23 protein-coding genes are annotated in these 23,684 nt (G+C 57.9%); 7 read left to right on the plus strand and 16 right to left on the minus strand.

What is annotated here, in order from left to right:
- Positions 1-2 precede the first annotated feature (2 nt).
- Positions 3-1,022 (minus strand): o-succinylbenzoate synthase, encoded by a 1,020-nt coding sequence (locus ACZ6ZO_RS08240; protein ID WP_465291852.1) that lies wholly within the window; start codon positions 1,020-1,022, stop codon positions 3-5.
- 441 nt (positions 1,023-1,463) lie between these two features.
- On the opposite strand from ACZ6ZO_RS08240, the gene ACZ6ZO_RS08245 reads away from it, so the two are divergent.
- On the plus strand, positions 1,464-2,387 hold the full coding sequence (locus tag ACZ6ZO_RS08245) for a 1,4-dihydroxy-2-naphthoyl-CoA synthase (RefSeq protein WP_465291854.1): 924 nt from the start codon (positions 1,464-1,466) through the stop codon (positions 2,385-2,387).
- On the opposite strand, the gene ACZ6ZO_RS08250 is transcribed toward ACZ6ZO_RS08245, so the two are convergent.
- A complete protein-coding gene (locus ACZ6ZO_RS08250) occupies positions 2,384-3,787 on the minus strand; it encodes a YkvI family membrane protein (protein ID WP_465291856.1) in 1,404 nt (467 codons plus the stop codon). The two genes, ACZ6ZO_RS08245 and ACZ6ZO_RS08250, sit on opposite strands and share 4 nt — an antisense overlap.
- A gap of 216 nt (positions 3,788-4,003) precedes the next feature.
- On the opposite strand from ACZ6ZO_RS08250, the gene menE reads away from it, so the two are divergent.
- On the plus strand, positions 4,004-5,143 hold the full coding sequence (menE, locus tag ACZ6ZO_RS08255; RefSeq protein WP_465291858.1) for an o-succinylbenzoate--CoA ligase: 1,140 nt from the start codon (positions 4,004-4,006) through the stop codon (positions 5,141-5,143).
- A 64-nt stretch (positions 5,144-5,207) separates the two neighbouring features.
- Here the strand turns inward: menE and ACZ6ZO_RS08260 are convergent, their stop codons facing one another.
- A complete protein-coding gene (locus ACZ6ZO_RS08260; RefSeq protein ID WP_182387389.1) occupies positions 5,208-6,074 on the minus strand; it encodes a glycosyltransferase in 867 nt (288 codons plus the stop codon).
- Between the two features lie 81 nt (positions 6,075-6,155).
- Here ACZ6ZO_RS08260 and ACZ6ZO_RS08265 point away from each other — a divergent pair, with 81 nt between their 5' ends.
- Positions 6,156-7,031, plus strand: a complete 876-nt coding sequence (locus ACZ6ZO_RS08265) for a 1,4-dihydroxy-2-naphthoate polyprenyltransferase (protein WP_465291860.1) — start codon at positions 6,156-6,158, stop codon at positions 7,029-7,031.
- Between the two features lie 248 nt (positions 7,032-7,279).
- Here ACZ6ZO_RS08265 and ACZ6ZO_RS08270 read toward each other — a convergent pair whose 3' ends face one another.
- Positions 7,280-7,597 carry a DUF4229 domain-containing protein gene (locus ACZ6ZO_RS08270; protein ID WP_182387023.1) on the minus strand — a complete coding sequence of 106 codons (318 nt, stop codon included), beginning with the start codon at positions 7,595-7,597 and terminating at the stop codon, positions 7,280-7,282.
- Positions 7,598-7,624: 27 nt separating this feature from the next.
- Between ACZ6ZO_RS08270 and ACZ6ZO_RS08275 the strand changes: the two genes are divergently transcribed.
- Both ACZ6ZO_RS08275 and ACZ6ZO_RS08280 read left to right on the plus strand, forming a co-directional pair.
- Positions 7,625-7,855: a hypothetical protein gene (locus ACZ6ZO_RS08275; RefSeq protein WP_182387024.1), complete on the plus strand. Its 231-nt coding sequence runs from the start codon at positions 7,625-7,627 to the stop codon at positions 7,853-7,855.
- 33 nt (positions 7,856-7,888) lie between these two features.
- Positions 7,889-8,245, plus strand: coding sequence for an ArsR/SmtB family transcription factor (locus tag ACZ6ZO_RS08280; protein ID WP_182387025.1), 357 nt, complete (start codon positions 7,889-7,891; stop codon positions 8,243-8,245).
- A 74-nt stretch (positions 8,246-8,319) separates the two neighbouring features.
- Here the strand turns inward: ACZ6ZO_RS08280 and rfbA are convergent, their stop codons facing one another.
- The 4 genes from rfbA to ccsB form a co-directional block, all read right to left on the minus strand.
- Positions 8,320-9,186: a glucose-1-phosphate thymidylyltransferase RfbA gene (gene rfbA / locus ACZ6ZO_RS08285; RefSeq protein WP_182387026.1), complete on the minus strand. Its 867-nt coding sequence runs from the start codon at positions 9,184-9,186 to the stop codon at positions 8,320-8,322.
- On the minus strand, positions 9,183-9,770 hold the full coding sequence (locus ACZ6ZO_RS08290; protein ID WP_182387027.1) for a dTDP-4-dehydrorhamnose 3,5-epimerase family protein: 588 nt from the start codon (positions 9,768-9,770) through the stop codon (positions 9,183-9,185). Before ACZ6ZO_RS08290 ends, rfbA begins: the two co-directional genes overlap by 4 nt.
- Positions 9,771-9,919: 149 nt before the next feature.
- Entirely contained in the window at positions 9,920-10,894 is a 975-nt protein-coding gene (gene rfbB / locus ACZ6ZO_RS08295; protein ID WP_182387028.1) for a dTDP-glucose 4,6-dehydratase, read from the minus strand.
- Between the two features lie 91 nt (positions 10,895-10,985).
- Entirely contained in the window at positions 10,986-11,936 is a 951-nt protein-coding gene (gene ccsB / locus ACZ6ZO_RS08300; RefSeq protein ID WP_182387029.1) for a c-type cytochrome biogenesis protein CcsB, read from the minus strand.
- Positions 11,937-12,247: 311 nt separating this feature from the next.
- Between ccsB and ACZ6ZO_RS08305 the strand changes: the two genes are divergently transcribed.
- Positions 12,248-13,942 (plus strand): LGFP repeat-containing protein, encoded by a 1,695-nt coding sequence (locus tag ACZ6ZO_RS08305; RefSeq protein ID WP_465291864.1) that lies wholly within the window; start codon positions 12,248-12,250, stop codon positions 13,940-13,942.
- Between the two features lie 761 nt (positions 13,943-14,703).
- Here the strand turns inward: ACZ6ZO_RS08305 and ACZ6ZO_RS08310 are convergent.
- The 6 genes from ACZ6ZO_RS08310 to ACZ6ZO_RS08335 are packed head-to-tail and all read right to left on the minus strand — an operon-like array spanning position 14,704 to position 19,908.
- Complete coding sequence (locus ACZ6ZO_RS08310; protein ID WP_182387391.1) at positions 14,704-16,236, minus strand: cytochrome c biogenesis protein ResB; 1,533 nt, start codon at positions 16,234-16,236, stop codon at positions 14,704-14,706.
- A gap of 54 nt (positions 16,237-16,290) precedes the next feature.
- Positions 16,291-17,073, minus strand: a complete 783-nt coding sequence (locus ACZ6ZO_RS08315; protein ID WP_182387031.1) for a cytochrome c biogenesis CcdA family protein — start codon at positions 17,071-17,073, stop codon at positions 16,291-16,293.
- Positions 17,074-17,658 carry a TlpA disulfide reductase family protein gene (locus tag ACZ6ZO_RS08320; RefSeq protein WP_182387032.1) on the minus strand — a complete coding sequence of 195 codons (585 nt, stop codon included), beginning with the start codon at positions 17,656-17,658 and terminating at the stop codon, positions 17,074-17,076. It lies immediately after the preceding gene.
- Positions 17,659-18,267 carry a histidine phosphatase family protein gene (locus ACZ6ZO_RS08325; RefSeq protein WP_182387033.1) on the minus strand — a complete coding sequence of 203 codons (609 nt, stop codon included), beginning with the start codon at positions 18,265-18,267 and terminating at the stop codon, positions 17,659-17,661. It abuts the gene before it with no gap.
- Positions 18,268-19,584 carry a glutamate-1-semialdehyde 2,1-aminomutase gene (gene hemL / locus ACZ6ZO_RS08330; RefSeq protein ID WP_182387034.1) on the minus strand — a complete coding sequence of 439 codons (1,317 nt, stop codon included), beginning with the start codon at positions 19,582-19,584 and terminating at the stop codon, positions 18,268-18,270.
- 9 nt (positions 19,585-19,593) lie between these two features.
- The gene (locus ACZ6ZO_RS08335) at positions 19,594-19,908 is read right to left on the minus strand and encodes a DMT family transporter (protein WP_182387035.1); all 315 of its coding nucleotides are present in this window, start codon (positions 19,906-19,908) and stop codon (positions 19,594-19,596) included.
- Between the two features lie 613 nt (positions 19,909-20,521).
- On the opposite strand from ACZ6ZO_RS08335, the gene ACZ6ZO_RS08340 reads away from it, so the two are divergent.
- Positions 20,522-20,938 carry a hypothetical protein gene (locus ACZ6ZO_RS08340; protein WP_465291868.1) on the plus strand — a complete coding sequence of 139 codons (417 nt, stop codon included), beginning with the start codon at positions 20,522-20,524 and terminating at the stop codon, positions 20,936-20,938.
- On the opposite strand, the gene ACZ6ZO_RS08345 is transcribed toward ACZ6ZO_RS08340, so the two are convergent.
- Both ACZ6ZO_RS08345 and hemE read right to left on the minus strand, forming a co-directional pair.
- A complete protein-coding gene (locus ACZ6ZO_RS08345) occupies positions 20,939-22,324 on the minus strand; it encodes a protoporphyrinogen oxidase (RefSeq protein WP_465291870.1) in 1,386 nt (461 codons plus the stop codon).
- Between the two features lie 8 nt (positions 22,325-22,332).
- Positions 22,333-23,361: a uroporphyrinogen decarboxylase gene (gene hemE, locus ACZ6ZO_RS08350; protein WP_465291872.1), complete on the minus strand. Its 1,029-nt coding sequence runs from the start codon at positions 23,359-23,361 to the stop codon at positions 22,333-22,335.
- Positions 23,362-23,684: the final 323 nt, after the last annotated feature.

Raw genomic sequence — 23,684 nt, forward strand, 5'->3', positions numbered from 1 at the left:
TTCTAGTTGTCGCGTCGCGCCAATTCCGCATGCGTCGCGCGCAGGCGGTCGATCCACCACTGACGCGTATCTTGATCGGCCCGAAGCTCAGCGAGCCTAGCAGGGTCCGGGGCCACTGGGTCGGCGGACAGGTGCCCATCCACCAGCTCCCTTGCGGGTGCTACATCCTCCAGGAAGAGCGATCCGGTGCCAAGCCCAGCCGGTGCCGGCGGCACGGCAATGAGATCGTCGTCATCGTGCGTCGGCAAGGCAGCAACAGCGGCGATACCGGCACTGAGCCCCACCGCAGTATCAAGCGCGCTGGAAACCGTGACGTCCATGCCGTGTTTGCGCAGGTGGCTAGCGACCTGAAGGAGACGGCGCACCCCACCCAATGGCGCTGCCTTAACGACGCCCACATCCGCAGCGCGCGCCTCAAGCACCCGAAATGGGTCGTCGGCTTTGCGGATCGACTCATCCGCGGCGATGCGCTGGAAAATCCCCTGCCTAATGAGGCGAGTGCGCAGCTCTTTCAACTCCGCCAGGGTGGCGCAGGGTTGTTCCAGGTAATCAAGTGGCCCGAAGGTCTTGGCAGCCTCTTCTGCCTGGTCTACGCTCCAACCAGTGTTGGCATCGATACGCACTTTCACACCAGGGCGGGCTGCTCTGACTGCTTCGACACGGGTGCGATCCATGTCCAGGGTGTGTCCCTTTTCTGCCACTTTCACTTTCACGGTCATGCAGCTGGGAAATCGTTCCAGCAGTTCGGGGACCATTTCCGGAGCTACCGCAGGGATGGTTGCGTTGACTTCCACTGTGTCCCGGAGCGCTGGGGGTGGCCCCTGGTAGGCCATTTCAATACCGCAGGCTAGCCAGTTTGCTGCCTCTGCTGGCTCGTACTCCTTGAACGGGCTGAATTCTCCCCAGCCGGCCGGTCCCTCAATGAGGAGGGCCTCCCGGGTAGTGATACCGCGGAATTTCACCCGCATTGGCAGTGAAACTACGTGGGAGCGTTCGATGAGCTCATCCAGGGAGGGAATCATTGGGCTACTTTCTTGTAGATGGGTAATGACTTTCACCCTAGCTGTAATTCGCAAACCATCAAGTCGTACTTAATCCCCCGCTTAGGGGACTTGATACTCAAGGCTTTTGTGGAACAAACGTCCCTATCGGTGGCAACACTCCCAGCAGACATAGGCCATTGCGAATAACAGGGATGAAATTCACGCATCTCACCACCGAACATCGTTATCAACACGTCATACTTATTTCAGACATCAGGGCAACACCGCAAGGTGATGTCACTCACCTGACGGGGGGCAGGATGAGAAGTTGCACACTGCAATGTGAAGCAACATCGGGGGAGCTTTGGGGGACGCATTGCAGCAATGGAGCAGGCCGCGGAAGCCACCATCTCCTGCCAGGGGGAGGCAGCAGATAGTGAGCTTCCGCGGCGCAGGACGGGAACCCATACAGTAGAGACCATGACTAATCCCTTTGACCCCACCCAATGGCAACCCGTCGCAGGCTTCGAAGACCTCACCGACATCACCTACCACCGCCACGTTGGCACAACTCGTGCCGACGGCATCGTGCGCATCGCCTTCGACCGCCCAGAAGTGCGCAACGCCTTCCGCCCCCACACCGTGGACGAGCTTTACCGCGCCCTGGATCACGCCCGCCGCACCCCGGATGTGGGAACGGTCCTCCTCACCGGTAACGGCCCCTCCGAAAAAGACGGTGGCTGGGCATTTTGTTCCGGAGGTGACCAGCGCATCCGCGGTCGCTCGGGGTACCGCTACGCCTCCGGCGAAACCGCAGACACAGTCGATGAAATACGCACCAAAGCCGAAGGCGGGCGCCTACACATTCTGGAAGTTCAGCGCCTCATCCGCACCATGCCGAAGGTGGTCATCGCCGTCGTTAATGGCTGGGCGGCCGGTGGCGGGCACTCCCTGCACGTGGTGTGCGACCTGACCATCGCCTCCCGCGAATACGCCAAATTTAAGCAGACCGACGCCGACGTGGGATCTTTCGATGCTGGCTACGGCTCCGCTTACCTGGCCAAGATGGTCGGGCAAAAGTTTGCCCGGGAGATCTTCTTCCTCGGCCGCACTTATGACGCCGAAACTATGCACCGCATGGGAGCTGTGAATATCGTGGCGGACCACGCCTCGCTTGAAGCAGAGGCCATCCAGGTCGCGCGCGAAATCAACGGCAAATCCCCCACCGCGCAGCGCATGCTGAAGTTTGCCTTCAATCTGACAGATGACGGCCTCATGGGCCAGCAAGTCTTCGCAGGTGAGGCCACCCGTTTGGCTTACATGACCGATGAGGCCGTGGAAGGTAAAAACAGTTTCTTGGAAAAGCGCGACCCGGATTGGACCGAATTCCCTTACTACTACTAGTGCAGCGCTAGTGGGCGAGTTGACCCGGTTTCACTATCGGGTCGCTCTTCGTCATCCTTCGAGCTGTCAGTGGTTTTCGCAGCAGCTTCTTTAAGGTTCTGCTCTGCTTCCTCTGCTAGCTTCTCACGCAGTTTGGCAGCCTGCTCGTCGGTGAAGTCGACGTTGTCATCGGCTGCCAGCTCGTCAGCCACCTCCAGGAGCACGGCCTCCCGAAGTTCCTCATTGCTCACCGGAGACTGTTCCGCCACAATACGCAGCTTGCGGGCATGCCTGCGGGTAAATACGGTTGCCGGATTCAGCATGCGCGACACGAGGGTACGCATCGTCTCGCGTCGCTCAATTTCCGCGTTAATCCGGGTTCGGCCACGCAAGTACGCCGCGATGAGGGTGGCAATGAGCATCACGCCTACATAACCCAGGAGTGGGTAAAGGGCGGACACCAGAGTTTTGAAGCCTACGAAGCTGAGAACAAAACCGACCAGGGCCATCGCAATATAGACAACACGGAAGCGATGCGGTTTGTTCGCGGTGAGCCGGCGAGACATCGAGTAAAACATGCCGATCGCGGTGTTGTAGATCATCGCGTAGATAACGACCGCCATCACGTTGCCCAACAGCGGATTAACGTTATTGACCAAAGCGAGGGTCGGCATATCCTCGTGGCTCACCACTGGGAGCGCTACCCAAAGCGAGAGCACCAGACCGACGAGCAGGAACGCGAAGATCAGGCCACCGAAGAGCCCGCCCCACCCAGCGGCCTTCGTATCGTATTGAGATCCACCGATCACGATGCTCATGGACGCCGCCACGATCATGTTGAATCCGAGGTAATTGAGACATGCCACCCACCAGTTAGGCAGAGTGGTTTGCACCGAATCGGCGTAGGGCTGCAGGGTGTTCAGGTCGCTTGGGACGTCACGAAGAGAAAACACCATCGCCAGCACCAGGAAGAAAATGATGAATGGGGTGGCGATACCAATCACTTGACTGACGCGGTCGACGTCCAGGAACCCGGTTGCGATGACCAGCCCCAGCATCAGCAGCGCACCTACCCACATCGGCAGTCCGAACTGCTGCTGTAGGTTAGCGCCAGCTCCCGCGAACATGACGAATCCCACTGAGAATAGGGTCGCCATAATGCCGTAATCCAACACCCGCGCAACGATGGGATGGGTGACCCGATCAAATACTGCGGTGTGTTCGCCAGCAAGAAAGTAAGAACCAAATTTCAAAACGATCATAGCGGTGACAGCCATCAACACACCGGCTATGACCGCACCGACAACTCCCCACTGCCCGAAAGCGACGAAGAATTGGAGCGCTTCCTGTCCGGAAGCGAAGCCAGCACCAACGATGATGCCGACGAATGCCATTGCGATACTAATGGACCTTTTAAGCACGGATATTCCTTTTGTGTTCAACCTATATCGTTCAATGATAGGCCACGCCCAGCGCAGCGAAAGGTCACGGAGAGGTTCATACCTGGGGTTTTCTGTATCGCACCAAGAAAACAATCTTAAAACTTGACCACAACACACTGCACTTATAGGCATTTTTTCCAACGTTATCAAATGGTTATCAAAGAGGTATTGACGCACCCTCTACACTTAACTGCTGTGCAATCACTCAGCCTCGACCCCCTTATCGTCCCTGCGCACAATCCGATCGCCATCTTGGACGACCTGGAGCGAGCCATTTCTGGACAATGCTCCCTCCTCCCCCTACCGGAGAAAGACCGTGCGCGACAGGCGACGCTGCGGGCGTCGCAACGCGTGGGCGAACCGATTGCAGACACGGCGCTGGTGATGGCAACCTCTGGCAGTACCGGAACCCCTAAGGGGGCGATGCTTTCCCCGCTGAACCTCGTGAGCTCTGCTGATGCCACGCACCAAGCGCTCGGAGGGCCCGGCCAGTGGCATCTGGCGCTCCCTGCACACCATATCGCCGGCATCCAGGTGCTCGTCCGCAGCCTCATCGCCGGGATCGAACCCACCCACCAGGATGTAAGCGCGGGTTTTAACCTGGATGCGTTTTCCACCGCAGCGTCTGAGCTGGCCAGCACGGGCGACCGCTCCTACACCTCCCTGGTGCCGAATCAACTCCTCAAAGCCATGGAGACCCTGCAGGGCATCGAAGCGCTCCGCCTTTTCGACGCCATCTTGGTCGGTGGCGCGCCGGTCACTCGCGAAACCTTAAGAGCCGCACGGGAACTCGGAATCAATGTGGTGACTACCTATGGCTCCTCTGAGACCGCAGGCGGCTGTGTATATAACGGCAAGCCCCTCCCTGGCGCGCGAGTACGCACAGTCGGTGAGCGTATCCACCTAGGCGGACCGATGATCGCGTCTGGTTACCGCAATGCCCCAGACCATGAGGCTTTCGCGGAACCCGGGTGGTTTGCTACCTCGGATTCTGGCGTCCTCACCGAAGGAGTGTTGCGGGTGACAGGTCGACTAGACAATGTGATTATTACCGGTGGGCTCAAGATTCATCCGGAGGTAGTGGAAGAGGCGTTGCTCAACGTCCCCGGTGTGACAGGCGCATGCGTGGTTGGGGTGTCCGATGAGCGACTGGGGCAGAAAATCGTGGCCGCCTACACAGGTAAGGCCACACCGGGCGATGTCATCGAGGGACTTGATGAGCTGCAACGATGGCAGCTCCCTAAGCAGCTGCTGCATCTGGACGAGCTTCCGCTCACCGGACCGGGAAAAGTGGACCGCATGAAGGTGACGAAGCTGCTGACGGAGCGTAAGTAAAATTCGACATTTCTTCGTTCTGTGAGGCGCGAAAACGGCTCAAAATGTCGAATTTTACTTACGGTTAGTCTTCCTTCCTCGAGCACTCGCGTAGCAGCGCCACATCTTCCTCGGTGTACACCTTCTTGATCTGCTCGTCGTTGCCACCCATCAGGGTATTTCCTACTACCAGGGCCCCTACCTGCGTAGATGGGATGACAGCAAAGTGCCGTGGCTGCGCGTAGACCTGGCGGATTGGGTGCCCGGAGCGAAGCGCGCAGACGTGGAGCCACACGTCGTCGGCGCGCGGGGTGAGGTTCATGAAAACATCGCCTTGGTCCACCACGTACTGGATGTAGGAGGCTGGGTACAGCACACCGGAGACGCCAGTGGCGAAGTGAAGGAAGCTGGCCTGGCAGGTGTCGGCCGCGGACCATTTGGCGTAGGGCATCATTTTGTCATCGCGCAGTTCGATGCGGTGGGCACGGTAAGCGATCACTACATCGTTGCGCAGGTCCCCGATGAATAGGAGGTTCTGCAGGAACCATTCGGGGTAAATCATGTCGTCATCGATGGTGGCAACCCGGGTTCCGGTGCCGGCGACCTCGCGGAATTGGCCCCAGTATTTGGTATGGGGTCCATAGCGGCCGTCGGAACATTTCACCTGCAGGCCGCGTTTGATCAGGCGTTTCAGGGTCTCTGGGTATTCGGAGTTGAAGTCGGGTTCGTCGAGCCACAGCACGATGGGGGCCTTTTCGTAGCCACGCGCGATGGACTCCAGGGTGAGATACACCTTGGTCAGTCGTTTGCCGTGCGTGGTCAGCGAAATGATGACGTCGCCCTCTTGTGGGATTTTTGTGCGCGATAGCCTATTGGCGATGAACAGTGGGATGATGCGGAAGCACGTGAGGAAGAAGCTGGCGATTTGCCCTAGTGCGTATCCGATCCACATCATGCAGCGACTCCTTGTCTGTTTGGCTTTTGACTACACTACCCGCGGTTCCTGGGAACTGCCCTAGTAGTATGTGAAGTTATGCCTTCTGCGTCTCAATGGTTTCAGGCCGCCCGCCCCCATACCTGGGCTAATGCTTTCGCGCCGGTTATTGCTGGTTCGGGGGCTGCAGCGTTTCAGGGTGGTTTTAGCTGGTGGCGGGCTTTGCTCGCGGCTGGGGTTTCGTGGGCGCTGATTATCGGTGTGAATTACGCCAATGATTATTCGGATGGCATTAAGGGCACTGATGAGGATCGCACTGGTCCACTCCGCCTCACCGGCTCCGGAATCGCTGCGCCCGCTTCTGTGAAACGGGCTGCGTTCATTGCTTTCGGTGTGGCCGGTGTCCTTGGCATTGCGCTTTCTCTGGCGTCCGCCTGGTGGCTGATCCTGGTCGGCCTGGTCTGTATCCTCGCGGCGTGGTTCTACACGGGTGGCTCCAACCCCTATGGTTACCGTGGGTTGGGCGAGGTCGCCGTCTTTACCTTCTTCGGCTTGGTCGCCGTGTGTGGCACGGAGTTCACGCAGGCTGGGCGCGTTTCGCTCGCTGGCTTGGCGACGGCCATTGCCGTCGGTTCCATTTCCGCCGCCGTGAACCTGGCCAACAATCTGCGTGACATCCCGACAGACACCGAGGCCGGGAAGATCACTCTGGCTGTGCGCCTTGGTGATGCCGGGACACGCCGCCTCTGGCTCATCCTCGCCGCCATGCCGCTGGGCGCATCGCTGCTGCTCAGTGTCCTCTGCACCCCGTGGGCGTTGGTTGGACTTGCGTCCGCTGTTTTATTGGTGCCCGCCTCCAGGCCGATCCGTTCCGGGGCCCTCGGCCCCGCACTGATCCCAGTTTTGGGGCTCACCGGACGAGCCATGCTGGCATGGTCCGTGATTACCGCTGTGGCCTTAGCGTTCGGGGGATAAGAATCACTGTTAGGTTAGGGAAAAAGCACATAGCCGGTGATCCAATCCCGGAGGTGATCAGCCAAAGTGTAAGTAGCACCATGAGCAGGCAGCCCACAACAGCAAATACCCATTCCACTTTTGTTGTCTGTGGCCCCACTAGTAAAGCCGAAGAAGGAACTGCATAGTTGCTTATCGCCACAGACAGCGTTCAGCAAAACTGCGGCGATAAGCACAATGTCGGCGCACGACACTCGGATCATGATCCCCTAGCGTTCGGCTAGTTCCTTCTTCACCCACGCTTTGTGTGCCTTGCGTTGTGCGTCCCACTCGGCGAGCTCTTCGTTTACCTTAAGGCGCAGGCCTTTAAAGACGAACATTGACAGCGGGAATGCCACCAGCAGGCCCAGCAGTGCCGAAATTAGCAGCGGAACTGGGGCTCCGATAAGGTAGGCAGCAGACTGAATAATCACGGTGAGCACGATGAAGAGCGCCAACCGTGCGAGCCCGTACAACGCGATGTCTCGCCACGCACGGTTTCGCAGGGACTTATCGAGGATCGGTTCTTGATTCACAGCTTTGACCATACTAGAGGCATCTAAGGAAGTATCCCCATGGGACGTTTGTTACTACTCATTCTGATCATCGCTGCCATCTACCTGCTCTGGAAAGCCTTCGCCCCCACCTCCCTCGGTGGCGCACCACGTCCGCAGCAGCGCCCCATGATCAAAGGCCCTGACGATGACGAAGACTTCCTATGGAAAATCGAAAAGGAACGCTTCAAGAAACGCCGTGAGGAAGAGTGGCGCCGCGAGCAAGAAAAACGCGACAACCAGGACTCTTAAGCCATTTTTGATCAAAGGCGTACTATCAAACCTATGACTTCCATGGCAGCCACCACCAGCCCACTGGATGTAACGGGCACCACCGGCCCCCTCCGCCCAGTGTCAGACAACCCCGACTTCGACCACATCGTCGGCGTATTCAAAGCCCTCGCCGACCCAACCCGGCTTCGTCTCCTGCACCTGGTCGCTCAAAAAGGCTGCGAAGACGTCTGCGGACTCGAACTAGCTGAAGCCCTCGGTGTCTCCGCCCCCACCGTGACCCACCACATGAAAAAACTCATCGCCATGAACCTCGTCAAACGCGAACAGCGCGGCAAGTGGGCCTACTACTCCGTCAACGAACGCCTGTTTACCTGTATCGAGACGCTGGCGTCGGACATCATTAAGTAGTGGCAAATTTGTGGTTCTGATTAGCCAAAACGGGGGTGCTCTTTGGCCAGAACCCACAGGAAATTCGGCAGCTGTTACCCGCGCCGCAGCACTTGCAGCAGGTACTCGCCATACCCTGAAGCCTTGAGTTCTTCGGCGCGCCGTGCCAGGTCATCGGCTGTAATGTAGCCCATCCGCCAGGCGACTTCTTCCGGAGCCCCAATCTTGAGCCCCTGGCGCTGTTCGATGGCGCGCACGTAGTCGCCGGCGGCCATAAGGGTGTCGATCGTGCCGGTGTCGAGCCAGGCAGTCCCCCGAGGAAGCACCTCAACGTGTAGTTTTCCGGTCTCCAGGTAGACCTTGTTTACGTCCGTGATTTCCAGCTCTCCCCGCTCGCTGGGCTGCAGGCCACGGGCAATGTCAACAACTGCGTTGTCGTAAAAATACAGGCCAGGAACAGCGTAGTTCGAGGATGGATTCTCGGGTTTTTCCTCCAAGCCCGTCGCTTTGCCTTCCGCATCGAAAGACACCACACCGTAAGCCGAGGGATCAGCGACCCAGTAGGCAAAAATGGCACCACCATCGATGTCTTGGAACCGACGAAGCTGGGTGCCCAGCCCCGGACCATAGAAAATGTTGTCACCCAGCACCAATGCCACCGAGTCATCACCGATATGGTCAGCACCCAGGACGAATGCTTCCGCCAAACCGCGCGGGGCGTCCTGGGTTTTGAATGTCAATGAGATGCCGAACTGACTGCCGTCGGCAAGCAGGCGCTCAAACTGCGGGCGGTCCTCCGGCGTGGTGATGATCAGGATGTCGCGAATCCCGGCGAGCATCAGGGTGCTCAGCGGGTAGTAGATCATTGGCTTGTCGTAGACCGGGACCAGCTGTTTGGAAACACCGAGGGTGATGGGGCGCAGGCGGGATCCGGTGCCGCCGGCGAGGATGATGCCTTTCACTCGGCCCACCCTTCACGCAGCATTGCTTCAAATTCGGCGCAGTCCTCCCAGAGGGGCAGCTTCGCGTCAGCGAATGCGGGCGCTTCCTGGTCTTTGTCAGACAAGATGTAGTCCGCTGCTGGCCACTCGATGCCCGCGGAAAACGGATCGATCCCGTGCTCCAGCGCCGGTTCATACTCAGAGGAAGTGAGATAAGCGACGGTCGAATCCTCCAAAGTCAGGAATCCGTGCGCCGCACCGATCGGGAGATAAAGGCTGCAGCGGTTCTCAGCGGTGAGCTGGGTGGCGAACCACTTGCCAAACGTCGGCGAACCGACGCGCGAATCCAGCACCACATCCCAAATCGCGCCACTCATGCAGGTCACGAACTTCGCCTGCCCCGGCGGAACATCAGCAAAATGCAGGCCCCGAACCACGCCCCTCTTTGAAAAGGAGATATTAGATTGTTGCAGGTCAAAAGGGTATCCGATGGCCGCTTCAAACTCAGAGGCCTTGAACCACTCGTTGAAAGTGCCGCGCCGGTCGGGGAAAATCTTCGGCTCGGAAAGGAAAACACCGTGAACTTCTGCAACAGGCTTCAACATGGTGTCTAGTGTAGTTCGCTTGGCTGGTTTATGGGTCAGCTGGTAAAACGCGAGTCCTGGAATTCGAGAGTGGGAGCTTCACATGTGCTTTTCGCGAAATAGCGGGTTTGCAGCTCCGAGTCTCGAATTCCACGTCTCGCACATGGGAATTACTCCAGCTCCCGCTCCACTTTCGCGTAGGCCGCCTCGGCCGCAGCGCGGGATGCGCCCCACCACTCAGGGTTCTCGCGGTACCACTTGATAGTGTCAAGCAGCCCCTCCTCGAAGGTGCGGGTAGCGCGCCAGCCGAGTGCCTGCGTGGAAGACGGGTCAATTGCGTAACGACGGTCGTGGCCCGGCCGGTCCGTGATGTGCACGAAGTCCTGTGGGCCGCGGCCGAAAGCCTTATTGAGGGCGCGGACCACGTCTTTATTGGAGCGCTCACCATCGGCCCCGATCAGGTAAGTCTGGCCGATCTGACCTCGCTCAATCACAGTCCACACAGCATCATTGTGGTCATCGACGTGGATCCAGTCGCGTACGTTCAGCCCATCGCCATAAAGTCGGGGCTTCTCCCCATGCAGCAGGTTGATGATCTGCCGCGGGATGAATTTCTCTGGATGCTGGCGTGGCCCATAGTTATTAGAGCAGTTAGAAATCGTGGCCTGGACACCAAAAGAGCGCACATAGGCTCGCACAATGTGGTCGCTGGCAGCCTTGGAGGCGGAGTATGGGCTGCTCGGATTATAAGGGGTGTCCGGGGTGAAGCGGGCGGGGTCGTCGAGGGCCAAATCACCGAATACTTCGTCGGTTGAGATGTGGTGGAAGCGGGCGTCGTTAAGCCGTGCATACTCGAGGAGCTGGGTCGTGCCCTCGACATTGGTTTTGATGAAGCGCAGGGGGTCGCGGAGGGAGTTGTCGTTGTGGCTCTCGGCGGCGAAGTGGACGATGAGGTCGAAGCTGCCGGTCAGCGGCTCGCGAATATCCTGGCGCAGCACCTCAATGTCGCGTGGGAGGTTGGCTTCATTCGCGGCGTAGGTGAAGCTGTCGAGTACAGTGATGTTGTGATCGGGGCGCGTTGCGAGCGTGCGGTGCACGAAGTTCGAGCCGATGAAGCCGGCGCCGCCGGTGACCAGGATTTTCATAGCATTAAGGATAGCGCGTCAGAAAAAGGCGTACGGATGGGACGAAACCATAGGTCAAACATCCCATCCGTACGCTGGATTTCCCGCGGGCCTAGTTCAGGCCGGCGTACGAGTGCAGGCCGGACACGACCATGTTGATGAAGAAAAGATTGAACACCATCATCCCGAATGCCACGATGTTGATCCAGGCGGCAGCGGAATTCTTCCAGCCGGAAGTTGCGCGGGCGTGCAGGTATGCAGCGTACAGCACCCAGGTAACCAGGGAGATAGTCTCCTTAGGATCCCACCCCCAGAAGCGCCCCCAGGCGGATTCTGCCCAAATGGCGCCAAGTGCAATGCCCAGACCGAACACCGGCAGAGCCCACACCGCGGCTTTGTATGCGAGCCCGTCCAGGGTTTTTGCCGATGGCAGCGGACGCATAATCGCACCGAAGATTCCCTGTTCCTCCCCCTTTGGCTGGTACATGCGCAAGATGTACAGCAGAGAGGCCATGCCGGAAATCATGCCAACACCCGCCCCAATAGAGACGGTGGAGACGTGGATTGGGAACCAGAAGGATTGCAGCGCGGGGACGACGGGAGCAGATGCCGCATAAAGCTTCACCCCACCGTAAAACAGCAAGGCAATAACCGGGGTGAGCACCCACGGCCACATTACGCGCAGTTCGCGACGCTGAATAACCCACGCGGCAATAGCCATCGCTACCAGCGTCACCATTGCGACATATTCGTAAAGGTTGCCGAACGGGAAGCGGGATGCCGACATCCCTCGCAGCACCACGGACACCGCATGGAAAATGATCGCCAACCAAATCATGGATTGCGCCATGCCGGCAAACTTCTCCGCACCGACATCCTTGATGACCGCAGGTTCTGAGGCAGCCGGGCCACCAGCACCGACCAGTTCACGCGCAGGCTCAAAGAGGACCTGGGACTGTTTGGCGTAGTAGACGATCGCCAAGATGAGCGCGAAGACGTAAATGACAAAGGCCGTCTTGAAGCTCAAGTCCGAGTAGTTGGCGAGCGTTTGGTTGACCAGCATGGCGAATCCTTAAAGCAGAATCAAACTTTTGATGGATACAGACACCATAGCGGGCAAGCTGGGATTTGTCCAAGTTTTCGCTAGCCAGGGATCACCTGCCCTATGGCGAAAGGATGCCGAAGACACAATTAGACAGTGGCAAAACTTTTCCTTCAATTTTCAAGACACTGTGCACAGCTTCACTTATCCTCTTCGTAAGACTATTGACTCAGACTGTCGAAAATCTGACATCAAGCTCGATACCACTGCCACTTTCCAGGAAAGACGAAGCAATGACACACAGATTAAAAAAACTCGGGGCCACACTAGCCGTGCTCGCAACCGTTTGCTTTAACCCCATCCCCGCTTCAGCGCAGGAAACAGACCTCACCACACAGCTAGACGCGTTCGACCCGGCCACAGCAGACCCGGTCATGCCAACAACAAGTCTCGATGAACTGCGCCATCCATCCGAAAGAGACATCTACGATGTTGACACCACAGGCTGGGACTTTAACGAACCCGGCGTCAATAAAAACAACATCGACAACCACTACTACGAACACACCCTCCCCACCGACCTCGGCAAGCCGCAACCCGAGATCATCGACGGGCACATGCGCTCCGACCGCATCCAATTGCCCGGAGGCGTGACAAAAGAGCAAGCCGACAGGGCTGAAGTACAAGAAGCCAAGCAACTCGGCATCACCACACCAGGGGACGAACCCCTCATGCAGCCCCTGGCAGCAGAGAACTGCCGTACCTACTGGCCCAGCCCCCACCAGGTCTGCGGCACCATCCGGGAAAAATACGAATCCCTCGCCGTCGCCTGGGCCGGACAAACACCCCTCTCCTTCCTGGGGCTACCCAAATCAGGGGAACTGACCAACCCCGACGGGGTGGGTAAACGCACCGAATTCGACAACGGATTTATTTACTGGCACCCCGATACCGGAGCATGGTCAGTTACCACCCACAACTCCATCGTCTGGGCGCGCAACGGCTGGGAACAAGGACGCCTAGGCTACCCAACGTCCGATGAGATCGGTACCGGCGACGGGGTCGGACGCAAGCAATCCTTTCAACGTGGACGTATCTACACTTCCCTGTCCGGCGTGGTCTCTATCGAAGGCAAGATCCTAGAGAAATGGATTGAAACCGGTGAAGAACGCGGACCTCTCGGATACCCGGCTACCGATGAAGAAGGCACCCCAGACGGCATCGGACGCTACAACCGCTTCGCTCTCGGCATGATCTATTGGCACCCTAAGCACGGAGCACACCCAATCGAGGGCGCGATCGGCGCCGTCTGGCAACGAGCAGGATACGAAATGAGCCAATATGGTTACCCGACTTCCGACCCTCTTTTCGACCAAGAAACAGGATATAGTCAGAAATTCTCCAATAAACCATTGATATTAAAAGATCTTTTTAACTGGAATGGAAGTATTCTAATTAACGGAAAACAAATTTCCAGAGGTTTATATGACTTTAATTTCCAAATCCTCGGAATCGATCTAAAAACCCTACCATCAACTTCACACCAGACTCAGGACTCGTACACCAAATCCCACCCAGCCCCAATGACAAAACCTCGAGATGGTGCAGCTTTCATTAATTTGGCAGACGTAATTCCACAACAAGATTCATACTATACGAAAAACGGGAAGGAATACTATGTAAGTTCACCTATCAAATGGCCCCTCGATTACGAATACAACCCTCAAGCGCCACGCAGAAAGGTGCACGACTTCTGCACCTGGTCAACGGACCTTTGGGGCGGGATGCCACCACAAAGCCTTATCATGGCAGATTTTCGCGGTCCTTGCGCAATTCATGACCAGTGTTTTGTCAAATATACAGATCGCGAAAATAGGCTTTCAATCTGCAATCCACAGTTTAAGGACAAAATGATAGCAAATTGTCGAGGTGTTTATGCTTCCCCAACAGTCACCCAGTCCTGCATTGCAGAATCCTACGCACGACACGCTTTGGTACAAACGGGGGAGTACTTAACAAATTGGTAATACCAGACCAAGATGAAGTTCTTAACAGGCCCCTATCATCGATTCCCTACTGGCGGATCCCCACAATCGAACTGTTGTTTATTGCAATCGCCACAATCATCACTGCAACTACCAGATCTTTCCTCGACGGCCAAAATGAGATCTCAATGTTTTTTCAAATTGCAGGATTTGTCATTGCGCCAATTTGCCTGATCCAATCAACGTTTTTGAATAATGTTCGGATTAAAAACTTTCGCTATGACTGGTTATCAATAGCTATCGGAGTGACGGGATTTTTTGCCACCAGGAACTTCGTTGAAGGGCCCGTTCAAAATGGCCTCATTTTTTGGTTACCATTAGTTTCACTTTCATTTTCAGGTTTTTTTACTTCCATTAGAAGGATGTATGCCAGAAAGATGCTAATAAAAAGAACAAATGAGTAATCTGTTTGACAAGTGATGCTTCAAAGCGTGAAGCTAAACCGTTCTCTCTGAGCCCGGGCAAGCCTCAAGTCGGCTGGAACAGGTCCTTACGCACTACCTACCGCTGTCCCTGAACGCTAAGCATTGGTACGGAGGCTGTAGGACAAGATGCGCTTAGCTATTGGCACGGAACCCACCGGGATGCCATCTCACTCCTTCGACCTGGTGAATTCGCGATGGGAATTCACCAGGTGGTAGATCAGGAAGAATTCATGTGCTACGGGACAAAATTTGAACCAAAGCCTTTACTCGAGGCTCACCTAAGGCCGACAAGAATGCGTACCAGATGCGAAAAGATCTCTAGTCCTCCTCCGGCTCCGGCAGCCCTAGGAGTCGGCGATGGATGCGTTCGTATTCTTCTCCCCACCCGGCGCGGTCAGTGCGGGCTAGGCCTGCGGTTTCAATCAGGGTGCCTGAATCTGTAGGTGACAGGCGTACCCAGACGCGGCGTCGCTTGACAAACAGCGATCCTGCCAGGCCAGCCAGAGTGATGAGGGATGTCACCAGAACCCACACTTGGGTCGGGTCGTGGCTGATCTGCAGATTAGCGAACTCATTGGCACCTTCGAAGGTGACCACGGTGCCGTCGTCAAGTGTGATGGATTCCCCTACCCCTAGGTTGACGCGTTCCAGTTTCTGTAGCACTCCGGTGTGCATCAGGGTTGGGTCGAGGGTGAAGATGGACTGCCCGCGGCCGGAATCCAGGCCAGCGTCGCCACGGTAGATGTCGATGGCCACTGCTGGATCCCGCATCGCCGGGTATGCGGAGGAGAGCAATGCACCGTTTTCACCGGTCCACTGCGCAGTCGGCGCGAACAGACCTTGGATCGCGATGCCGTTAGCTCTGCGGTCTTTAAGTTCTGGGTACATTCCCGCTGGCGGGTCAAAGCGCATCACGCCGGAAGATAGGAAGAAGGTCGGGTCATCGGGCCGGAATTGCACCATTTGGGTGCGTTCTTCACCGTTAGGCCATTTCACGGTGAACCGCGGGGCGAAGCCGTGCCCCTGCAGGTACACGCGATCTTCCCCGATACGCAGCGGGTGATTGACCTTCAAAGTGTACGATGACCACTCAGAATGAGGTTTCGTGATGTCGGCCCCGGCTGCATAGTCCACGTTGGAGGTGAACATTTTGGCCTGGCCGTTTGGCAGGTATTCGGCGGAAAAGTCTTTGACGTTCACGCAGTAGGGATTCAGCTTAGTGCCGTCGACAAGCGTGCCAGCACGGAAGCTGTCGAAGTTCGCTACGGCCGTGTTGCAAAATTCCGAGTTCTCTGCCCCGGCGACCACGATGACTTGGCCTTCGTAGTAGACCATTTTCCCGGCTGCCATCGTCGCTAGGATTCCGACGAGTCCGAGGTGGAAGATCAGGTTAAACAACTCGCGGGAATAACCGCGTTCAGCTGCGAAGGAGCGCTTCCCGGCGCGGTCTTGTTCCGGCGTGTAGGAGGCGAGGCGCCAGCCTTTCAACGCATCCCGAACGTCCTCTTCCACTTCAGCAAGTGGCTTGTCTACGACTCCAGATCCGTGCAGTGGCAGGCGTTCAAAGTTACGCGGTGCGCGGATCGGGTCGGCCTTCCACGCCTGGTAGTGATCCCAGGAGCGCGGCAGGATGCAGCCGATAAGGGAAACGAAAAGCAGGACGTAGATCGCGGTGAACCACTGGGAGGAGAAAACATCGAAGAGTTGGAAGCGGTCGTACCACTTCGCCAATTCGCCATTGGCGGCCAGGTATTCGTCCACCTTGGTTTCGTTGAGGGAGCGCTGTGGGAGCAGTGCGCCTGGGATCGCACCGAGGGCAAGAAGAAACAGCAGCATCAGCGCGGTGCGCATACTGGTGAGCCAGCGCCATGCCAATAGAGGTGCTCTCTTAAACAACGGTGTCTCCTAGATCAAGGTGTAACCAAAATCGACAGTCCACTGTCGAACGACGTTAATGAACAGCGCCCACTGTCCGGTGAACAGGGCTAAGCCGACAATAATCAGTGCCACGCCACCGATTAGTTGGATGCCGCGGGAGTGGCGACGCAGGAAACCGACACCCCGCATCGCTTTCGCGGACCCCAGGGCGACCACCAGGAACGGCAGGCCAAGGCCCAGGCAATACGCGATGATGAGTACCACGCCGCGCATGGCGGTCATTCCTTGGGTCCCCGCGGACACCGAGATGATCGCGGCGAGGGTCGGCCCGAGGCACGGCGTCCATCCGAGAGCGAATACCCCGCCGAGCAGCGGCGCGCCCAGTAGCGTGGAGAGGCGTTTGGGTTGCATGCGGGTATCGCGGTCGAGCGCCGGTACCAACCCCATGAACACCAGTCCCATGAGGATCGTGACCACGCCACCGATTTTCTGCAGTAGCTCCTGGTTGAGCGTCAGCGCCGAAATCGCGCCGAAGACCGTTGCCGTTGCCAGCACGAAGATGATGGTGAAGCCGCCGATGAAAAGCAGTGCCGCACCGGCAACGCGCCAACGCCCTTGCTTTGCGACGGCCGGTCCCTCCGAACTCATCTCCAAATCATTGCCCACCACCCCGGCGAGATACGACATGTACCCGGGGACCAGTGGGACCACGCAGGGGCTTGCGAAGGATACAAACCCAGCCAGCGCCGCTGCCAGCAATCCCAAAATCAGTGGCCCGGTGGCCGCGATATCTGCCAGTTGTTGTCCCATTTAGGCCTCTTGGGTCAAAGGCAACGCTACATCCAGCACGTCTTGCGCTGTGACTTCCCGCAGGAACACCGCTGCCGGGCGGTGCTGCTTGTCCAGAATGATGGTGGTCGGGATCACGGATGCGGGCAAGCCTCCCATTGCTGCGGCTGTCTTGAACGGCGGGTCGTACAGGGATGGGTAGGTCAGGCCGTTATCCGTCATGAAGTCACGGGAAATCTGGCGCTGATAATCCTTCACGTTGACGCCAAGGACAGTGCCTTTGCCGGTCTCCTGCAGCTTTTCATGGATTTCCTGCATGTCGTCGGACTCGGAACGGCACGGGCCGCACCACTGCCCCCAGGCGTTAATGACCACGACTTGGCCTGCGAAATCTGACAGGTTCACCGTCCCGCCTTGCACGGATTCACCAGAAAACTCGCGGATCGGTTTGCGTTCCGATTCCGGATACTTAATGTCGGTTTGTCCACCGGGGGCCACAAAAGACCAGGTGCCTCCGATGGCGACGGCATCTTGCCCGGCGGTGTCCTCAGCCGAACATCCGGCCAAGGACAGTGCCACGCATACAGCGATAAGGGAGCGTTTCATCTATATTCCCTGCGCTGGTTCGGAGTAGTACATGTCGGTGATCTGGTTACCTTGGAACACCAGGGAGGTCAGAGATGCCAGTTCACATTGGCGCATCGCTGGGTTGTGTGCCAGCGACTTCCCTTGCACGCTGCGCTGCACCATGACGATTGGGAGCTGGTGGGACACCAGCACAGCCTCGTGGCCTTCTGCTGCCAGGCGACCGCGCTCGATGGCGTCCATCATGCGGGCTTCGATCACACTGTAGTGCTCGCCCCAACTCGGCAGGGATGGGTTCTTCATCAGTGGCCAGCGCACTGGGTTCCACAGCTGAGACTTCCAGGACTTCACGCGCAGCCCCTCGTACCGGTTTCCTGCCTCCAGCAGGCCCTTATCGATGTCTACGTCCAGCCCCAGCTTTCGGGACAGTGGCGCTGCTGTTTCCTGGGCACGCTGCAAAGGAGACGCCGCAAGGTAGGTAATGTCATGGTCTTGCAGTGCCTCAGCAACCTGCTCAGCCATCGCGTTTCCCCGCGCGCTCAGGTGGTAGCCAGGAAGACGACCGTAAAGAATGCGGTCCGGGTTGTAAACCTCGCCGTGCCGGAGCAGGTGGACGATAGTGGTGCTCATTTAGCCTTCCTTCTTGGCTGCCGCAGCCGCCTTGGCTGCCGGGACGAGGGCGGCTTCGATGCGTTCGAAGTCATTATCCGTCAGTGCGCTGGAGACGAACCAGGTTTCAAACGCGCTTGGGGAACCAAACACGCCATTGTCCAGCAAGGCGTGGAAGAAGCCTGGGAAACGGAAGGTATCGGCTGCCTTCATGTCCGCGAAGTTACGGCCTTCGCCTTCTGCGAAACGAACGGACAGCATGTTGGAGGCGCGCTGGATGTGGTGCGCAACGCCTTCCCGGGTCAGGGCTTCAGTGAACAACGTGGCCAGGCGATCAGCGTTGGCGTTGACGGTGTCATAGATCTCCGGGGTGGCCAGCTTCAGGGAGGCCATACCGGCTGCCATCGCTACTGGGTTTCCGGACAGGGTGCCCGCCTGGTAGACCGGGCCGTGCGGCGCCAAGTATTCCATGATGTCTTTGCGGCCACCGAAGGCAGCTGCCGGCAGACCGCCGGAGATAACCTTGCCGAAGGTGGTGAGGTCACCCGCCACATTATCGACGCCGTACCACCCGGAGTACGAGGTGCGGAACCCCGTCATCACTTCATCCATGATCAGCAGCGCGCCATGCTCATGGGCAATATCTTTCAGCCCCTGGTTGAAGCCGGGCAGTGGTGCAACGGTGCCCATGTTGCCCGCAGCAGCTTCGGTAATCACGGCGGCAATTTCACCCGGGTGTGCCTCGAACGCAGCCCGGACTGCATCCAGGTTGTTGTACTCCACCACCACGGTATCGCCTGCGGCTGCACCCGTGACGCCGGGGGAATCCGGCAGGCCGAAGGTGATCACGCCGGAACCTGCGGAAGCCAGCAGCGCATCAACATGACCGTGGTAGCAGCCGTCAAACTTGATGATCTTCGGGCGGCCGGTGAATCCTCGTGCCAAGCGGACGGCGGACATGGTGGCCTCGGTGCCAGAGTTGACGAAACGAACCTCATCCACGCTGGTGCGAGCCACAACCATTTCCGCAAGCTCGACTTCCGCGGTCGTTGGAGCGCCGTAGGACAGACCACGGGTTGCGGCTTCCTGGACGGCTGCCACGATCTCCGGACGGGCGTTGCCCATGAGCATTGGGCCCCAGGATCCGAAGAGGTCAACGTATTCGTTGCCATCGACGTCGATAAGCGTGCTGCCTTTTGCCTCCTTAATGAAGCGCGTCTGGCCGCCGACGCTGCCGAACGCACGCACCGGCGAGTTCACACCACCGGGGGTAAGGGCGAGCGCGCGGTCAAACCACGCGGCGGACTGGGTGGTATTTGCTGAGGTAGGCACAGACATTTCGTTTCCTTAATGTGAAAATTTCAGGCCGATGACGCCACCGACGATCATCGCGATGAACAAAATCTTGAGCGGCGACGCCGTCTCCTCGCCGGTGACGAAGGAATAGATCACAGCGAGTGTGGCGCCCATTCCGACCCACACGGCATACGACGTGCCTACCGGAAGATATTTCATCGACCACGCCAACCCACCCATCGAAATGGCGCAGGCCAGCAGAAACACGATGCTCGGCAGTATCCGCGTAAACCCCTCGGAACGCGACAACGCCACAGCCCACACTGCTTCAAAGCAGCCAGACAGAATCAAAACAAGCCAAGGCATGACGGTCCCTAAAATTTACGCAGAGTAACGTGCCCTACCCTATCCAAAAGTTGTAGACGGGGGCAAACGGGCGGGGCAGCTTAACGACGCCCTCCACCCCAGTTCACTCATTCCTCATCGGATTCTGGTCAGCGGGCCATCTGCCTGGCCGTGGAGCCTTTCACGCACGAACCAAGTTGGTGCTCTCCTTGGCTCCTTGGCTTCCAAGGCTCCTATCTCGGCGGTTTGACTATGTTAGATTGACGATGATCCCTCGATGCCACCCATTTTCACTACCGTGACCTGCGATCATCGTCAAAGCACTATCAGCACAAGCGGAAAACGTGAAAATTTTTAGTAACTTTCATGGTCCACAAGTGCTGTCACTGATTGTCGCTAACGGGATACGAGCATGCAGTCAGCGAACTATTCTCCGCAGTTACGACATTGTTTCAAGATGCTTCCCCAATGCTTTAGGGTTACCTACACACCACACCGGTAAACGCGTTCGCCCCGGCCACAGCAGGCTCGGCCATGCCACAACAAGCCTTGCCGTGCTGCGCCATCCTACTTAACGGGACAGCTCCGTTGCTAGCGCCTCTGGCTGGGAATTTAATGAACAGGGAAAACCACCATGATTAAGAGAACCGACAGGCTATGGAAGAGACCTGTCTTTCGTGTTCCGGTGATTGAACTAGCCTTCCTCATTGTCGCGTTTCTCACAACAATGCAGGTCAAGTCAATCCTTGAGGTGCAGGAACCGTTGATCTGGTTCATCCAGCGAGAAGGCCTATTTGTCATGCCCGCAGCGTTAATCCAGTCATTACTACTTAATTTCGCACGAGTTAGCGACTTTAAATGGGATATCGCGCTACTCGTCGGAGGTTGTCTCTCCCTCTATCTCATTAGAGACTGGTACCACGAACCGGTGCTCCTCGGTGCATACCTGCTAGCTTTTTTGGAAGGCAGCATCACTGCTTCCATACTTACTGCGCTCCGCCGAGGCGGCGCCTGGCTGAGCACTCGCAAAAGTGGTGCTCAGCGGGCTTAATCATCTTTCGGAGACCAACCGCCCCGCGGCAGCCCGCGCTCCAGCGATAACATTCGGAATGCCGACACCATCTGCCCAGGCACCGGCCACGTCCACACCATCCACTGCCGTCAACGCAGAGCGCACCGCAGCAACGGTCTCCAGGTGGGTATCGCTATAGCACGGAATGCCGCCAAACCAGCGCTGCACAAAGATCTCCGACAGCCCTGCAGCACGGCCGTCGAACCCGGTTATTTTCTGCAGGTCATCCAGGGCGTAGTCCACCAAATCATCCTCAGAGGCGCGCACCAGGGCGTCATCGCCAAAGCGTCCGAAGGAAGCGCGGACCAGAGCCCCACCACGCTCAGCCAAGTGCGGCCACTTTTTAGACGCCAGCGTGAACGCCTTGGCATGCACCCCTGGCTCGTCAGTGGCGATGAGAATACCGGAGTTGTCCGGCAGCCCTTCGGCGGAATCGAACTTCATTCCCACCACAACGGAGGATGCCAATTTCACCTGCTTAAGCGCAGCCGAGGCCTCAGGAGACACAGCGCGCAGCTGCGGAGCAGCAGTCGGCGCAGGCGTGGTCACCAGGACGCGATCAAAGGTTCCCTCGGCCTTTTCCAATCGGAATCCGCCCGGCCCACGCTTGATACCCGAGATGAACGAATCCAGGTGGATTCGGGCACCGGACTGCTCGGCAAGCTCTTCATATAGCTGCGCGTAGCCGCCCTGGAACGCCCCAAACACTGGCCCCGAGCTCGTGCGCGCTGACCGCGCCGCATCCAGCTTCGCGACGGCACCCGACAACGTCACCTTTTCACCTTCGGAAACCATACGATCAAACACCGCTGCCAGCTGTGGAATCGTCGCCCGCACTCCGAGGTCATCGGCGGCACAGGAATACACACCACCGAGAAGAGAAGAAACTACATGGTCAACGACCTCGTCGCCGTAGCGCTCGCGAACCAACACACCGACTGACATGTCGCCACCAGGAGTCCAGTCGATGCCAGGCTTGTCGCCTTCGGCGTCGATAAGCGCGGCGGTCTCGGCAGAGATCAGCCCGTCCAATCCAGAGGAAGTCGCAGGAATCCCCATCGCGCCGCCCATGGGAATTGGGTGCAAGGCGCCACCGCTGTAGACCAGGGATTTCAGCCCAGACGGGGCGACGATGTCATCGCCGAGGCCGAGCTGTTCGAAGAACTCAGTCGCATCTTTTCGGAACGCCAAGAACCCTTCGGCTCCCATGTCGGTGCGGCCGGACTCGAAGGGGACGGTGTAGAGCTTGCCGCCGATGCGTTCGTCGGCTTCGAAGACGTCAATCTCGGCGTCTGGGTCCAATTGGCGCAGTTCGTAGGCGGCGGTGAGCCCTGCAAGTCCAGCGCCGATGATCGCGTACTTCATGTTGTCTCCTAAGAATGAATAATGCGGACGGCTTCGGTGATGGCATCTGGGTCAGTACTTGGCATCACGCCGTGCCCCAGGTTGAAGATGTGACCGATGGCGTCGCCGGCCTCGATAGCGGCCGCAGCCTCGGACTTGATGCGGTTAATCTCGCGGGTCATGGCCTCGGTGCCCGCGAACAAAATCGCGGGATCCAGGTTGCCTTGCAGCACCTTCGCCTGCACCCGCTTGGCTGCCACGTCGAGCGGAACCCGCCAATCGATGCCCATGACCTCAGAGCCAGCTTCGCTCATTGCGCCCAGGATCTCCCCAGTGCCCACGCCGAAGTGGATACGTGGGATGTCCTTGACTGATGTGAGGATTTCCGCAGAGTACGGCAGCACGAACTCGCGATAGTCACGCTCAGTGAGGTACCCGGCCCAGGAATCGAACAGCTGCATCGCCTCGATCCCCGCGTCGATCTGGCCACGCAGCCAATTGATGATCGTCGGGGTCAGGCGCTGCATCAGCGCATGCCAGACCTCTGGTTCGGCGTGCATCATCGCTTTTGTCTTCTCGTGATTCTTGCTTGGGCCCCCCTCGATCAGGTAGCTAGCCAGGGTAAACGGCGCGCCCGCAAAACCGATAAGGGTCTGCTGCTCCGTGAGCTCTTCCTGGATAATACGGATCCCTTCCTGCACCTCCAGCACGTCCGTGTCCAGGATTGGCAGGTTGTTGACGTCCTCGATTGTGCGGATCGGATCCGCCAGAACCGGGCCTCGGCCAGGGACAATATCGATCGGCAGACCAGCGGCCTTCAGCGGCACCACAATATCCGAGAACAAAATCGCACCGTCCACGTCATGGCGACGCACCGGCTGCAACGTGATCTCCGCCAGCAGCTCCGGCATAAAGCAGGAATCCAGCATCGGGATTCCCTCACGGACCTGGCGGTATTCCGGCAAGGATCGACCGGCCTGGCGCATGAACCAGACCGGGGTGCGGGATGGGGTTTTGCCGGCGATGGCGTCGAGAAGCGGGGCGTTCTTGGCAGTCATGCAATCCATTGTGCCCTACCTGGTGCGCGGCCGGTGAATGGGGCGATGCAGCGCTGCTTACCGACGCCCACAGCAGCCATAACTCAGCACTGTGCATGGCTTATATTGAATTGGCCCAAGCCAACTACCAAGTCACGAAGGAACTTTCTTAACGTGAAGAATCAAACCGATGCAAGTTGGTGGCGGTTCCCTTCACCCGAACTGTTTGCTTTCATTAGTTGATGGGTCTGAGGTTACCCTCGAGTAGTGGACACCCAATTAGTACGGATGTTGTGTCCGTAGGAGAGGATGTTCATTATGAGTCAGCAACGCAAGAGGTTTAC

Source organism: Corynebacterium sp. NPDC104732 (assembly GCF_055583565.1).